Annotated in this window: 10 protein-coding genes; 7 read left to right on the forward strand and 3 right to left on the reverse strand. The window is 56.6% G+C overall.

Features of this window, described 5'->3' with window-relative positions; translation table 11 throughout:
* Window positions 1-10 precede the first annotated feature (10 nt).
* Window positions 11-859, forward strand: coding sequence for an AraC family transcriptional regulator (locus L248_RS13645; protein ID WP_022530850.1), 849 nt, complete (start codon window positions 11-13; stop codon window positions 857-859).
* A gap of 98 nt (window positions 860-957) precedes the next feature.
* Here L248_RS13645 and L248_RS13650 read toward each other — a convergent pair whose 3' ends face one another.
* On the reverse strand, window positions 958-3,213 hold the full coding sequence (locus L248_RS13650) for a beta-L-arabinofuranosidase domain-containing protein (RefSeq protein WP_022530852.1): 2,256 nt from the start codon (window positions 3,211-3,213) through the stop codon (window positions 958-960).
* Window positions 3,214-3,432: 219 nt separating this feature from the next.
* Here L248_RS13650 and L248_RS15425 point away from each other — a divergent pair, with 219 nt between their 5' ends.
* Together L248_RS15425 and L248_RS13660 are read left to right on the forward strand one after the other, a co-directional pair.
* Window positions 3,433-4,887, forward strand: a complete 1,455-nt coding sequence (locus L248_RS15425; protein ID WP_196812050.1) for an IS1096 element passenger TnpR family protein — start codon at window positions 3,433-3,435, stop codon at window positions 4,885-4,887.
* 84 nt (window positions 4,888-4,971) lie between these two features.
* Entirely contained in the window at window positions 4,972-6,192 is a 1,221-nt protein-coding gene (locus tag L248_RS13660) for a winged helix DNA-binding domain-containing protein (RefSeq protein WP_052000079.1), read from the forward strand.
* Here L248_RS13660 and L248_RS13665 read toward each other — a convergent pair.
* The gene (locus L248_RS13665; RefSeq protein WP_022530855.1) at window positions 6,189-6,431 is read right to left on the reverse strand and encodes a hypothetical protein; all 243 of its coding nucleotides are present in this window, start codon (window positions 6,429-6,431) and stop codon (window positions 6,189-6,191) included. The genes L248_RS13660 and L248_RS13665 overlap by 4 nt on opposite strands.
* Window positions 6,432-6,712: 281 nt before the next feature.
* On the opposite strand from L248_RS13665, the gene L248_RS13670 reads away from it, so the two are divergent.
* Window positions 6,713-8,452, forward strand: a complete 1,740-nt coding sequence (locus L248_RS13670; RefSeq protein ID WP_052000080.1) for a DUF262 domain-containing protein — start codon at window positions 6,713-6,715, stop codon at window positions 8,450-8,452.
* 1 nt (window position 8,453) lies between these two features.
* On the opposite strand, the gene L248_RS13675 is transcribed toward L248_RS13670, so the two are convergent.
* The gene (locus L248_RS13675; protein WP_052000081.1) at window positions 8,454-8,810 is read right to left on the reverse strand and encodes an HNH endonuclease; all 357 of its coding nucleotides are present in this window, start codon (window positions 8,808-8,810) and stop codon (window positions 8,454-8,456) included.
* 153 nt (window positions 8,811-8,963) lie between these two features.
* Here L248_RS13675 and L248_RS13680 point away from each other — a divergent pair, with 153 nt between their 5' ends.
* The 3 genes from L248_RS13680 (at window position 8,964) to L248_RS13695 (ending at window position 14,714) form a co-directional block, all read left to right on the forward strand.
* Window positions 8,964-9,671 (forward strand): hypothetical protein, encoded by a 708-nt coding sequence (locus L248_RS13680; protein WP_155828681.1) that lies wholly within the window; start codon window positions 8,964-8,966, stop codon window positions 9,669-9,671.
* 82 nt (window positions 9,672-9,753) lie between these two features.
* Entirely contained in the window at window positions 9,754-10,332 is a 579-nt protein-coding gene (locus L248_RS13685) for a hypothetical protein (RefSeq protein ID WP_155828682.1), read from the forward strand.
* A 347-nt stretch (window positions 10,333-10,679) separates the two neighbouring features.
* The gene (locus tag L248_RS13695) at window positions 10,680-14,714 is read left to right on the forward strand and encodes a hypothetical protein (protein WP_040536939.1); all 4,035 of its coding nucleotides are present in this window, start codon (window positions 10,680-10,682) and stop codon (window positions 14,712-14,714) included.
* The last annotated feature ends 232 nt before the right edge of the window (window positions 14,715-14,946 follow it).

A 14,946-nucleotide genomic window follows, 5' to 3' on the forward strand; every position in this document is an offset into this window, starting at 1 on the left:
ACTTTCTGCGATGCTCTACGTCAACAATACGGAGACAATCGATGCCCGCTTCATTTCTGCCGGCACCTTCATTCATGAAGCGGGTTGGACCCATCAGCGGCGCATCATTGACAGCTATGAACTGATGCTGCCGATTCAAGGGGCAGTGCCGATGCAGGTGGGGGAGAATGCCTATCAATTGAAACCCGGTGCGCTGCTCGTCGTGCCGCCAAACGTGCCCCACGCGGGCGCGGCGCCAACTGCCACAGCAGTGCGGTTCGACTGGTTCCACATGACGCTGCCCGATGTCCATGCTGTCACGGAGCCGCTCGTCATCACGGAACAGATCAACCGGGCCGGGTTGTTGCTGCCTAATTACACTGACGAGCTGGTCATGGACCGGGTTTACATGATTGCCACCCAGTTGCTGGACGTGTATCAGGCCCGCGGCCGGCAAGCTTATCTGCAGAGCATTCTAAACAGCATGTTATACGAGATTGCGATGCAGGAACGGATTGTCCTGAGCAAGCAGGCCGCCGGCGACGAGGCCCTCCAACCGGTGCAGGACTGGCTGCGGATCCACGCTCGGGAGAACATCAACCTGAACCAAATTGCCGCTTTCTTCTCCTACAATCCCAGTTATCTATCGCGGTTGTATAAGGCGAAGATGCACCGGACGATTGGGGAAGAAATCGAACATTTCCGCTTGCAGGCGGCGGAGACGCAATTGTTGGAAACGACCAAGACGGTGGATCAGATTGCCCGCTCAGTGGGTTACGACGACCCGAAGTATTTCATGCGGCTGTTTAAGAAGCACGAGAATATGACACCTACACAGTTCCGTAAGGCGTATGACCGGCGGCATTTCAATCGCGCATGAATATGAAGAAAACCAGGCCGCGTCCAGCCTGGTTTTCTTCATGGCGGAGGAGAATAGCTGCACCGGCGGCGCGTTTTTTGCGGTCGCTGCTCTCTCCCTTATGCCTTAACGTACACGTGATAGTGCTCGTGGTTCACCAGAGCCAATGGGACAAAGAGGGTATCCTGGTGAATCAATGCCGGTTCGTCGGCGACCTTCGTGAATTGGTCGGCCAGCGGACGGGTCTGATCAATGCTTTCTTCCAAGAAATGATCGGCCTTGCTAAGTGCCGCCAGGATGTAAGGACCATAAGCCACTGAGAGCAGTTGCGGCCTATCCGGGGTCGGTACCAGATGAATGGTCGGGGCCAGGGTGAGGGTGATCGTTGTGCCGGCGGCCAGGTGAGTCGGCAGGTAAATATAACCATTGCGTTCTTCCACCGCGACGGGGGTGCCGGCGGCGGTCACGGCCACGGTCTTGCTCCAATACGGGTGACGGATGACCACTTGCTTGGCACTATGGTTCACCGTGATGGTCACGGTCTCCGGGTGATTGAAGTCGCCGTGCATGGTGAGATCGACGCCGTTCGCGGTGTCTTGCAAACGGCTGGCGATGAAGAGGTTAATGTACACATGGGCGGCGTCGGTGAAGTAGATGGCTTCGCCGTACTTGAAGTGATTCTCCAGGCCGGTCCCGTGACAGCAGGTGTTCTCCACGTCGTAACCCTTGGTATCGCCGGGCTTCGTGGACAGGAAGTACGTGGATCCGCCGATCCCCTCGTGATCAGTGGTCGCGAGAATGTGGTTCAATACGGTGCGTTCATAGTAGTCCATCTTATCCACGGTGGGCGCATACTCATAGAGCCGCTTCGTCAGCTTCAGCATGTTGTAGGAAGCGCAGGTCTCGGCCGTATTCTCGTCCAGATGCACCCCGATGTGGTCCGGCTGGTGGAACATCTCGCCGTCACCGGTACCGCCGAAGCTGTAGATATGGTCGGCAATCACACGGTGCCAGAAGAAATCCGCGATGTCGTAGTATTTCTGCACGTGACTGTACCGGAAGATATTCAAGGCGCCGACCACTTGGGGGATGTGCTGGTTGGCATGCAGCGAGCCCAGAGCGTCGACTTTCTGTTCCATGGGGAAGAAAAGCCGGTCGTTGTCGAAGTGCCGCGCCGCTGTCAGCAGGTGCGGATCCTTGGTCAAGGCATACAGCTCCGCCAGCGATTCGTTGATACCGCCGAATTCGCCGGCGATATACATGCCCCACATCTTCTTCAATTGCTCGACGGACAGCTTGCCCAGCCGGTTGTAGACCCACTGGCCAATACCGGTGGCAATGGTCAGGGCCTGCTGATTGCCGGCCAGCTCGTAACCGTCGATGAGGCCGGCGAGAATCTTGTGCAGTGTGTAATAAGGCGCCCAGATCTTGGGGTAGGGCGTGTATTGTTCCAGCAAGTCGAACTGCGTCTCGTCGTAGGCGCTGAGAAAGCCGGGGTGAATCCCGGGCTGGTGGGCGAAAGCCGCTTGCACTTTGCCCAGTTCCTGCACCATGTATGTCAGTTTATTCTGGATGTCTTGATTACCCGTGGCGGCGTAGCAGAGAGCCAGCGCGGACAGGTAATGCCCGGTGGTATGGCCGCGCAGGTTGGAATCCGGCGTGTCCCAGCCAATCATGGCGGGTGCCCCTTGGGTATCCAGGCCGGCGGCGGACCGGAAGTTGTAGAGCATCTGGTCGTCATCCACCGTGAGCAGGAACCGTAACCGCCGATCTTGAGCCCGCTTCTCCGGTGTATCGTCAATGAGCCGGACATTCTTCAAGGGCTCACCCACAACTTGCCGTTTTTGGTCAGAAAGGGCGGGAGCCTGTGTCTGAATGGTGATGTGGGCCGTCACCGGGTGGGTCGTCCCTTTGATGACACCTTGCGCTGAATCTTCACCCGTGGTCGTGTAGGCCCGGGCGTCGCCGTCAGTCCAGACGATGTATTGGGGCAGCAGCTGCCCGTCTTCGGTGGCCACGGCGGTGGCTTGAGGCAGATACAGCGGTTCACCGGCGACAGCCGTTAATTCAATCGGATACACCTTTTTGATTTGGATATTATTCTTGGCTTCCAGTACCGTGACCTTGAACGGCACCTTGGTTGCGGCGTCTCCATGGGATACCGTTGCAGTCAGGTCGATGACCCGGTCTCCGCGGCCGTAATCCGGTTGGACCACGTGCCCGTCCGGTTTCAGAAACCGGTCGTCGCTGGTTGTCCAGGTAATCGTCGATCCATTCTCACCCTGGGTGAGCAGCTTCAGGTCAAATTCGACAGTGCGCAGGTTACCCAGATAAATTTTCTTTGCATCGGCTTGAACGATGTCTTCATCCGTCATGTTTTACCACTCCTTGTTGGAATCGCTTACGGTCTATATACTAGAGATTAAAGATTGTGATGTCGGTAGCGAGATATGTAAATTGGTGGATTATTTTGACATGGTCAGAGACCACCGCGTGCGCCAGTCTTTCGTCTTGGCTACAGCGAAACATTGACAAAGCCCGTTGCGGTTGTGACACTGGGACGTGATAAAAGAAAAGAAACGGAGACGATGAGCGTGCCCAGAAAGAAAAAAGAATACCTGCAACTAAAAATCAATATCCAGGATGAGCATCCGCCCGTTTGGCGGCGGGTCGTCGTTCCCCAGGCCTTCCGCTTGGACCAACTCCATGCGGTGATTCAAATTGTCTTTGGCTGGGAGAATTACCACCTGCACCAATTTTGGACGACGAAGGACCCAGATGCTCTTTACGTCCCGGAGACCGACCCGGATCTGGACGTGGACCAGCGTCTGACGAGCCGCACTAAGATCTTCAAGCTGCTGAACGCGGGAGATATGATTTATGAGTATGACTTCGGCGACAGCTGGGAACATCGCATTCATCTGGAGAAGATCCTCACGGCTTCTGACTTGCAGGGGGAGCAGGCACCTTTCTGCCTGACCGGGCGCGGAGCGGATAAGCAGGAAGATTCCCATTACGAAGAAGACAACGATGCGGCACCGTTCAATAAAGCGGCGGTGAACGAACAGCTGCTGACGGACTTCCCGACAGAGACCAGCATGCCGCAGGAATACAGTGCAGGCGGATTGGATGCCCTCGTCGGCAGTGGCGAGGAGACTGCGCGGAAAATCCAGAACGAGCCAGACTTGCTGGACGCGCTGCTAGCGGGGAAAACGGTGGTGCGGGACGGGGATAATGCGCCGGTCGTCCATGATCTAAGCAGCATTTTGGGCAATCAGTTTTCTGCCCTGGATAACGAGGTCGATCAATTGACCGGAGATGACAAACACGCCGCCTTCCGCACCGCCAGCCATTTGATCAGCGAGTTGGAAGACGGTGAATTCACGACAGACCAGCAGCGGCATATCGCCCAGCGTATTATTGATGATCAGCTGCTGCTGTTCCATATCGACGTGTCTGCCGACCAAACGGTGTACAATCGGATGGCCGTCGGGGCGTTGACCGCTGTATTGATTGCGATCGACACCGCCTACCCGATGCTCCCGCCAGAACAATTGAGCAGGCTGTTCGACCAAGCGGAGCACTGGGCTAGCCAGGAAAAGAACGATAGCATGTTGTACGGTACGAGCTCAGCGATGGGGGCGGCGCTGGTCCTTCTTCAGTCGGCAATTCGGAACCCGGCCTATACGAAGGACCGAGCTAAATCCCTATTCGATGTGGTGCTGCAGATGGTGACCAACCTGGATGAACCCTTCATGAGTGAAGAACCGGACCGGATTGCCCAACTCTTTGTTGACCTTCTTCAGTTAAGAAAGGCCACGGGGACCGTTGTTGCTGCTGGGATTCGTCACATCACCCAGGTTCTCGACCAGGCGCGGCTGAACGATCACGACAAGACACTGCTGCCGTTCGTCCAGATCAAGGCCTGGCAGCACGTCCTGACCATTCTTCATGTGCTCTTAGGCGAGATGAAGGGAACCAAAACTGTTTGGAACGTCGTTGATCATGAACTGAAGGAGCAGTGGCAGGACGTCCATTTCTTTGAATGACCATCTATAGGACGTGGCAGATGCGGCGTCCTTTGTGCTCTCTGGGGTGAGATGATTGGGCAGGAGAAAGGAGATCGGTGCGGCATGGAGATTTCAGACGACACGCGGCGGCGGTATCGGGTCCGAGTCCACCATCTTGACCGGCGTGTCCGGCCGGCGGAGATGAACGCTGCGGTGGGGACGATTGGGATGCAGAACACGCCGCCGGGGGCCTGGGAGCAGGCAGTGTTCAATCGCGTGAGCGGTGTGACAGCAGCTGATGCCCGAGCAGTGTTGGAAGAAAAGAAAACTCTGGTCCAAGCCTGGAGCTTCCGCGGGGCACCGGTGGTCTTCCCAACGGCGAACGCCAGCATATTTTTGACTGCGCTGGAAGCCGATCCTGGCGAAGAGCCGTGGATCTATACGGCCGGGCTGATGCCATCGCTGGAAACATTGGGGTTCGGCTATGATGACCTGCGCCAACGCGTGACAGAGGCGACGGAAAGTACTCTGCGGGCGCAGACGATTGCGGGGAAATCCCAGTTGGACGCGGCAGTGGCTGACCATCTGGCAGCGTCGTTATCTGGTGACCTGTTGCGCCGGTGGCAGAGCCCGTCACCCTATGGCGCCCGCCAGACCCTAGGCCAGGCCGCGGTGTCCTTCATGTTACGGCCAGCGAGTTTTACTGGTCAGGTGGTCTTTGGCCGGCGCGACGGGCAGATACCCGCGTTTACGAGTCCGGCGCATTGGGGCGTTACGCTTTCTGCCCAGAGGGATGCCGCTCACGAGCTGGTGCGCCGATTCGTCCATGCGTATGGGCCAACGAACCGGCAGGCGTTCACCAAGTGGCTGGGATGTTCGACGGCGCAAGGGCGGCGGTTGTGGTCGCTGTTACCGGCGGCAGAAATCACGCCGATAGGTCAAGACGTTGTCCTGACCGCCGATGTGCCAGCATTCGGGGAAGGCCCAGCGCTGACCGGTGTGCGGTTGTTGGGCGCGCACGACCCGTTCTTAGACGCCAACGGTCGGGACTTGCTGCTCCCAGACAAAACATTACAGAAGAAGGTGTGGCGGCTGGTCGGCAATCCGGGCGTGATACTCGTGGATGGACGCATTGCGGGTATCTGGCGGCAGCGGGCGCAAAAAAACACGCTGGCGATTATGGTCACCGGGTTTGGCCCGGTTGTGCGTGCGCGGCGTGCTGAAATTGTGCGTGAGGCGGAGAAATATGCGGCATTTTGCGGCGTGGACTTGGGTACTTTGGCATTTTCTGACGAGAGAGCGTGTCCGACCAGAATACCGGGAGCGGATTCGTTGCCGTCTTAATTGCCAAACGACCAAAGGGACGCATTCCCCGAAGATGAAGTACTGCTGTTGCTGCTGCCATAGTGAAATGAGGCGTGCGACTCATAATAATATTTCCGAGATGAGGTGCTGCTGTTTGCGGCCGGTGTTTGCTGCGTCGTCGGCGTCGGCCGGGTCACCAGCCAAAGAAGCAGGGCAACGACGATGAACATTGCCCCGGTGATGATCAGGCCGAGCGTCTTTTCGTTTTGTTTGTTCATGATTTTCTTCCCTCGCGGCTTTCGCCCGTTTTCAACTGTTATTTATTCATTATAGGCTTGATTGGAATGGCGCTCAATGGCGGTGTGACGGGGTTTGCATCAAAAAGTAGTGTGCATCCAATGTGCCCAAAAGTACAACGCCTGCATGCTCGCGATGGACGCAATAGAATACAAACTACAAAAAGTAGTTGTGATCATTTTAGCCTTCGGAAAAGTTGAATACGGCGGCGCAGTGGGATAACATAATTATCAGTGTATGTTTAATCACAAGGAGGAAAATGATGGCAGTACAAATCCCACAACCGTCCGTCTTTCGGATCGACAGTCTGTTTAAGGACAACCGCTTCTTAGTTCCGCTGTACCAGCGCAATTACGCTTGGGAGTCATCTGAAATTGACGACTTTTGGCGTGACTTAAGTATGCTGATAGAAGGGGATCGGACGTCCCATTTCTTCGGTCAAATGGTGACGTTCAACAATACGGAAAAACAAGTTCAAGAGATCATCGACGGGCAGCAGCGGCTGACTACAGTGACGCTGTTTCTTGCCGCTTTGCGCGACTTGGCAAAAACCATCATCGCCGAGGCTAAGAACGATATTGGGGAGAACGAACAGGACGACTTGCGCGTCCTGAATAAGCAGGTCCGAGATCTATTAGTGGATTCAGCCACCGGCAAACCCACGCTGGTCGTCGAAGAGCAGACCGCTCAAGATCCGCAGACACCGATTCAGCACTATTTCTTTCAGCTGACCCACCAAGACACTGAGTCGGTGCCCGACGTGGATCCCCATCAGCAGCCCTACAAGAATCTGCGCAACGCCTACGATACGTTGTTGAAACAGCTGAAGAAAGCGGTATGGCGCGAGAAGACTTGGGCGATGCGGGCCCGCTTGCTGGAGCGGTTCTATGACCGCTTTACGCAAGGATTCTACGTCGTTGTGATTTCTGCACTCAATCAGCGGGAAGCTTTCATTATCTTCGAAACCCTGAATACCCGGGGCAAAGACTTGACCGCCGCCGATATCATCAAGAATCACGTCATGTATATCTCGAACGACCTCGTTACAGCCAATACCCAGTGGCGCAAGATGTCCGATTACCTGAAGGGCGACAGCGACCGGATTACCCGGTTCATTCGTACGTATTGGGCCGCCCGTAAGACGCTGGTCCAAGTATCAGCGCTGTACCGTTCGCTGAGCGAGACCAATGCGGACCTGTCTGATGCCAACCAGGCGCGAGAATTCTTGACGGATCTGAACTTCTTGGTGCCGGTCTATGACGCGTTAGAAAATCCCAGAGCCAACAAAGCCAATAAGGAAATCTGGAATAATGACAGTCTGTATCGTCAAGTGGACATCCTGGCGCGGATGCGGGTCATCCTCTATTACCCAATTATGCTGGCGATGTGGAAGCGGGGAATGAAAACGCAAGAAATGGTCCTAATCATGAATAAGGTGACGTCGGTGTTTGTCCGGCACCGCATGATCCGCAACGACACGACCAACAAGCTGGAGAGCGGATACGCCAACATTGCCCGGCGCATCTGGTCCGGTGATTTACCCAACGTTGATGCGATTTTGAAGGAGATGGACGAGAAACTGATTCAGAGCGACGACGCCGTCAAAGCGAGCTTTTCTGTCTTAACCAAGGAAGGGAAGAAGACTGGCCAGAAGAAATGGTCGCTGATGTACATGCTGACAGAGTTGATTGGCCCGGACGAAGACATTGATTTCTACGATTCGGCATTCCAAGACGACGATTATCAACTGGTACAAGTCGGTGAGAACAACATTGGCGAGGAGTATCTGGAATACGTGGGGAACTGGACGATTCTAGAGAAACATCTGGTGCCGAAGCTGGAGAAAGCCGAGACGGATGAACAACGGGCCGAGGTGTTCGATCAATCCGTGTTGCAGACCAACAAAAAACGCGCCGCAGCATTACGCCGAGGTGCGTGGGATGATGACGCCATTTTGGCCCAGCAGCAAGAATTTGCCAACCAAGCGGTGACAATTTGGTAGCCTAATGGCCGTCCAAGAAGATCTCGTGGTTGTGATACGCCAGAAAATTTGATTTTGGTGCGGCCGTTGCGGGTTCGTGCAGCTTCTTACCCTTGAAGGGTCCTAAGGCGGCATATAATTGAGGATCGTCATCCTTGATTCTTTCCGCCAACCGAATCGTCCGGTCGCCTGCATCAAAGGTCACGAACCCCTGATCAAACGCCTTGTCCCACAATGGCGACAAGCAAATGACATTGCTCGGGTCTAGCCGCTCTTCTTTAAACTTCGCCCATGGCTTGATGTGCGACGCAATCAGAAACTGCCGGGTATGAATGCCGGTGACATGGTGGGCCTCCGGAAACGGAGGCCCTTTTGTCATGCTGTGACATCGACCAGCCAGGCGAACAATCAAGTATCATTCAGCGCCAGCTTGATCATTTCCAAAAGATCGTGTACGATCCGATCGTTCCAAACGGCGGCTTATTCCCTTGCTCAGCAAATCATAGCGAGTTTGAAAGGAACGTTTCGAGTGGTGACAATAACGGATCAAGAAATTAAGGCAAATCTTGCGAAAGGCGCGTCCTCACTGGCGATGGAAGACGTACGCCTGGGGATGACTGTTGTTCCAGCCAACAGCCTTATCCTGCGTGACGGCACAGTAATCAGTTTTGGCCCAATCGCTGATCAGAATTGCAGTCTGATCACCATCTTGCCCATCATGCTGGGTGCTGCCGCAAGCAGCAGCGATGTTCAGTCGCTGGACATGGCAGAGGTGGTGCTGGTTGATGGTGTCAACGCCACGTTTACGGTATTTAACGATTCCCCAACCATGGCGCAAAGACATGCCATGACAACATTGGTGGAGACCATGGGCTTCCGGGAAGCAATTATCTCAGCTGAAGCCATCAAAAAGAACATTAACGAATCTAATGACCCAGCGTTGGATGGTATATGGTGGGATGATAATGACATAGAGCGGGCTGCATTCATCCTGATTGACGGTGCCATTGTTTCTGGCGGTTATGACTTTTGGCTCAATCATTCGGGCCTGACCGTTCTGCGCACCATGTTTGATGACAGCGATTCTGACTTTGATACACTGTGCTGGGCGGGCAACCTGGTGGTCGTCATCCCGGAAGATATGGATTATCGAATGTACGGTCCGCCAACGGCACTGCAACGATACCAGATTGCGTATCTCGATGCCTGGGGCTACTATGGCGAGAAGAAACACGCATGATCTAAGCTTGATCTAAGGCTTCCCCCAGTGGAAGCCTTTTTCCGGCCCCGCAAGCGATAATAGCACCAAGGAGATGATCATCATGGCCAGCCTTTCCGTCAGCGCCGGTTTCTTCGTCCTGCCCCGCGATCTGCCGAGAACGACCGCCGCCCATTTTCTGACCTTAGTGGGCACATACCTCGCTGGAACCGACTACCCCACCTGGCTTCACCCCAACACTGGCCTGGAACTTGGCGGCGACTGGCAAATTGCCGAAGAACACTTCACCCGCCAGCTGCAACATTCGGCCATCATCAGCTTCGACGGTGTCGGTATTAACTCATTCACGCACAACATCGTCGCCACGCTTGACTGGCTCCAGGAAGGCGTCGAGACAACAATGCCCGACCGCAAGCCGGAGGCCCGGAGCTTCTTACAAGAAGTCGCCATGGGCTTGGCTGCTGCCGGGCCAGTGATGTACCGTTACACAGATGTGGTGGAACCCCGTCAGACCTATTATTCGTTAGAAATGTGGCAGGTGTCGCACTTTGAGAAAAAGACCGAGGACCTGGCCGCTTGGAACCAGCAGCACCGCGGCCAGCACCAGCTGGTGACGATCATTGCTGGGATACCGTATTTGTCGCGGGTGGTTCCGTGGGACGAGGCGATTTTGCTGCCATGATACGCGCCAACACAGTTGCTTCTGCGTATTCTAGCTATTTTTTTGGAAGTTGAATTCAGTGGATTAGATAACGATTCGCGGTCCCTCCATTCAGTGACCAGTGCATATATGTTTTTTCTTGTACGTACCATTGCTGATGTACCTATATCTAGATGCGCCTTCCAATATACGTGCTGATCATTGTGGGCATCCCGTCACCCCCCACCCACCCCCTACGGTATAATAAAGGAAACGTAATCATCATCCTCATCCCGACCCGGTCGTTCGCAGTGACTAATTCGTACGGGGTGATTAACGGTGCCGCAGGGGACCAACCATACTCTGCGAATAGAATGGAGACGGCGGCAATGGTGAACGGCATTCTTTTTCCGCAATTCTGGCAGATACAAGATAGTGTGGCGTGGCTGCGCTGGGTGACTGGCGTGCCCGTGATGGCCGCCGATATTGCGCGGTCATCGGCGAACGGTCCCGTCCTGGCACCGACGGCCGTTTTGAACCGGATCCAAGACACCGCCCCAGCCGGCTTCCAGCAACTGCTGAAGCTGCACTGGTTATTTGGCGTACAAATACACGATCCCGCACTGGCCATCTCGCCAACCCGTAATCAACCCTTGCAGGGTGAAGAAAGGATTATTACCGCCCACCGCTTCGGCCCCATCGTGACCCGCAACCGCCGTCTGCGCGCCCGTCTCGCTGAGTTGGCCATCATGGGGGAAGACCAATTCTTTGGCCTTGTGCTCGACCGGCTGTATCCCAATACCCTCGCCGGTGATGCCAAAATCGCCGGAGAAGTGAAGGCCTTATTGCAGATTGTTCGTGTGACGCCGTACGCGGCATTGGTGTCGGAAACCGCCGATAGTGCATCAGAAAGTGCCACTGAACCACATGCCCGCACTGCCGCGGCTGCCAGCAGCACCGGCACTGCATCAAATACTGGCCAGTCCCAGCCGCTACCGTCCGCCAAGGAATCCCAGAGCATGAGTGCACGAGATTCTTCGCCCAAAACCAGCGCAGCCACCGTGGCCCATTCCGCCGGCACCAGGGATCAACCGGCTGTTTGGTCCGCCTCGAGTAACGACTCCCAGGATGCCCAAAACACAAACTCATCGGCCAGGAACCCGAATTCAGTTTTGGCCATATATGCGCGCAAACACCAGCTTCAACCTGGGCCTGTGCCAACGCCGCCCGTCGCCAGGACTGCACCGTTCACGCGATCAGACAAGGACCAAGCCGCTTTAACCGCGTATGCCCGGTCCGTAGAAGCCCACGAAGATACTGCCGCTGGCACGGCGAAAGACTCAGCAGTCAACGATACCCCAGTGGCGCCGGAAGAAAACATCCGTACAATCTTCAACACCTCGGCCGACGGGACCATTTTGCGCGCCTTCGCCAATGCGGACATGGTATCGGTACGGGACATTTCTGACGCCAAATTACATGGTCTGCTCAAAGCCCGGAACATCGGGCCCAAGCGCATGGCTCGAATGATCACAATCCTGTCCCGCTGGTGTGACCGGTACGCCCACTTGGCGTCGGCTGGCGCGCTGCGGGCAGAGATCGACCGCTTCACGACGGAATGGGATGATCCGGCATTGCAAGATGATCACGCGCCGCTGCCGCCGGATACGCCTGCGGTGCCCCTGGTGTTGCCCGCCATCCTTACCCACGACGACACGCCCGTGCGGCAAGCTTTCGCCGGCACCTACAACCGCGTGTTCCAGACCGTACTGACGCGCTTGGAGGTGGAAAAGGTCAGTGACTTGACCCCAGCCAAATTCGATCAAATGATGCAGCTGCACGGTATCGGTGCTGACCAGCAGCAGCGCTTCATGGCGATTTTGACGGAACGGGCGGCACTGCTGGAGGAACGGGCTGCCGTGGATCGGACAGTGCCGGTGGCAATCGATCTCATTGTCCCGCTCTGGGCCAATAACCCAGAGGCGGTCCCCGCTTGGCTGGCCGACCATTCGCTGCTCTATCCCGTCCGCAGCCATTTTGCCTTGAAGACTGATCCGGCCGTCAGTGCGCTATTTGGTGCGGACCGGCTGCCGGTTGAGCGGGCCAGTCAGTATCCCGCCTGGCTCCAGAACCAGATTGACACGCTGGCCCAGCAGGCCGAGTTACCGACCGCGGATACCGCCATGTGGCGGCGGGCGCTTATTCTTTATTTGCAGACAGACTGGCAGATGCCCGCCGCCCAAGCCGAGGCCCAAGTGGCGGCGCTCACTGCGGAACAGATCCGCGAGAATGCCGCCTTGCTGCACCAAGTAGACCCGCGCCCCTTCGCGGAGCATCTGACTGCTTTCAAGGAACAGCAGACGACGCGCCGGGAGCTCATTTTCGATGAACGCACCTTGAGCGGGGCCACGTTAGAATCAATCGCCGCCCCCTTGCACATCACACGAGAACGGGTCCGGCAAGAGGAGGGGAAGGCACTCCGCTATTTCACACAATACTGGCGGGACAACCGCCTGACATTGCGGGTACTGGTAGAAAGCCAAGTCCGGCCCATCGACTGGGCTGGCCGTTACTCCAAGCATTTCTCCCGGATGATTCAGCGGCTGCTGCCTAATAGTGCACCGCTGGCAACGCTATGGTTCGGGTCGGTTGATGTGACTCCCGCCCAGCGCGCCATTGTTGCGGCGGCGGTGAACCAGCCGGAAGAGATTACACCGGCCCAATTGACGGCGGCCCTGACAGATCACGGTCAGAAATTGTTTCCCGCCCAGCGGCAAGCCGTCCTGCATGACTTGGGGTACACAGAATATCCGGGCGTTATCCTGCACCATACTGGTAAATTAACTCAGGGCGCCATGCTGGTCTGGCTGATTCGGCGGCAGATCGGGACCCAACCCTTCACCGCGGATGGGGCTTTTGCCGAGCAGCTGAACACGGCGGCGCACCAGTATTTTGGCCGCACACTGTTCACAGAGAACGACCGCAGAACCCGCCATTTTTCGACGATGATCGAGCGGGCGATTACCGCTGACCAAATCATTTCCATCGGTAATGGCCACTACCGCCTTTTTGCCCCGGAACGCTATGACCGGGCCGTATTTGCACAGATGGCTGCGTATTGCCGCACCCAGTTTCAGGAAGGCCGGTGGGTGATCCGGGACGATGGCTTGTGGGCGCGATTCAAGGATCTTTTGTCGCCAGAAATCAGTGCCGACGAGGCGTACCACGTCTTTCGCCATTTCTACCCCGACGACTTCCGGTATTCGAACAGCCGCAGCGACGACATCTATCCGCTGCACCAAGCGCCGCTGACCAATGCGGAGCAGCTGCGCCATTATCTGCATACGCACGGCTGGCGGGTGTCCACGGCCCAGTTCCAACAGGTGATGGGGTGGCCGGATTATTCGCTGAGCCAGACGGTGGCGTCCATGCCCGACGTGGTGAACACGGGCGGGGCATTACAGCTGGTGGACGTTGCTGCCGGGCAGCGGTTGATTGGCGAGCAGCTGCGCGCGTATGTGACGGCACAATACCAGACAGCTGGCGGGATGTTCGCGACGGACCTGGAGCGCTATGTGACGCAACAGCTCCAGCCCACGGTGGATCCGACGGGCAAACTGTTTGCCCGAGCCCATATCAAGGACCGGGCGGCGCTGATGGCAGTCGTGCAGGCTGTGCTGCCGGACACCGAAGTGGTCAACAACCGTCTCCTGCGGCCGGTGGGCAGCACACTGACGGTCGGGGCGCTTTATGGTCGGCAAGCAGCACAGTGGGCTGAACCGCGGACGCTGACGGACATCCACAGCGACTTCCTCGCCCAGGGTCACAGCCGGCACCAATGGGCGAGCAGCCGATTCCGCCTGCTTAATGAAGCCGGGTTGGTCCCCGTGGCAGAAAACCGATATTTCCCCCAGAATCGACTACCCCGTTCGCCAGAGTTGACGGCCGCTGTGACGGCGGTGCTGCAGGCCCACACCCAAGCCCCCGGCTATGTGTCAGTTCGCTGGTTGACCGCAGCAGACACCCAAGTTCTGCCAGCGCTGCCGTGGCCCTGGACGCCCGAACTGGTTTGGAGCTACGGTCAACTGCTCGGCTGGCGGTCGCTAGCCTGGGCGCACAACGTTTTCTTCTTCTTCACCCCGTTGGTCCTGGTCCCGGCAGAGACGCCGTTCACCAGTATGGTGCAGTTGGCGGCGGTCGTGGCGGCAGAACACCTGACCAAGCCGGAGCCCGCCACGGCGCTTTACGACTTCTTCGTTGCGCTCCGCCTCATGCCCCGCAAGGAGAGCAGCAGTAAGCGGGTGCTCCCCAAGCGGATGCTGGCCCAAGGGCTCATTGTCCAGGACGACGAGCAGATGGTCCGCCGCGCACCGAATTGGCAGGACCGGTTGCGGCAGATGGGCATCCCCGTACCGCCGGAATAGTGAGAAAGGGGCGGCGGACAACCGGCTCACCGGCCAGCAGCCAATCGGCCTTAGTATAAAATCTTTCCTGGTGAGGCCTTTTCAAACAAGAAGAAGACCGTTAGTCTTCTAGTATAGTCACCACACCAACTAGAGAGAAGCGGTCTTCCATGAATATCAGTGTAGCAGATTGTTTGGTTTGCTTACAGGGGCAAACGACGTTATTTAAAGCCGAGGAGGCTTATCTTCGGCT

The sequence above is a fragment of the Schleiferilactobacillus shenzhenensis LY-73 genome, from assembly GCF_000469325.1.
In the GTDB taxonomy this organism is placed as follows: Bacteria; Bacillota; Bacilli; order Lactobacillales; family Lactobacillaceae; genus Schleiferilactobacillus; species Schleiferilactobacillus shenzhenensis.

Coding starts and splice junctions, on each gene's coding strand:
- L248_RS13645 (WP_022530850.1), top strand. CDS start 11: ATGCTCTACGTCAACAATACGGAGACAATCGATGCCCGCTTCATTTCT.
- L248_RS13650 (WP_022530852.1), bottom strand. CDS start 3,213: ATGACGGATGAAGACATCGTTCAAGCCGATGCAAAGAAAATTTATCTG.
- L248_RS13660 (WP_052000079.1), top strand. CDS start 4,972: ATGGAGATTTCAGACGACACGCGGCGGCGGTATCGGGTCCGAGTCCAC.
- L248_RS13665 (WP_022530855.1), bottom strand. CDS start 6,431: ATGAACAAACAAAACGAAAAGACGCTCGGCCTGATCATCACCGGGGCA.
- L248_RS13670 (WP_052000080.1), top strand. CDS start 6,713: ATGGCAGTACAAATCCCACAACCGTCCGTCTTTCGGATCGACAGTCTG.
- L248_RS13675 (WP_052000081.1), bottom strand. CDS start 8,810: ATGACAAAAGGGCCTCCGTTTCCGGAGGCCCACCATGTCACCGGCATT.
- L248_RS13685 (WP_155828682.1), top strand. CDS start 9,754: ATGGCCAGCCTTTCCGTCAGCGCCGGTTTCTTCGTCCTGCCCCGCGAT.
- L248_RS13695 (WP_040536939.1), top strand. CDS start 10,680: ATGGTGAACGGCATTCTTTTTCCGCAATTCTGGCAGATACAAGATAGT.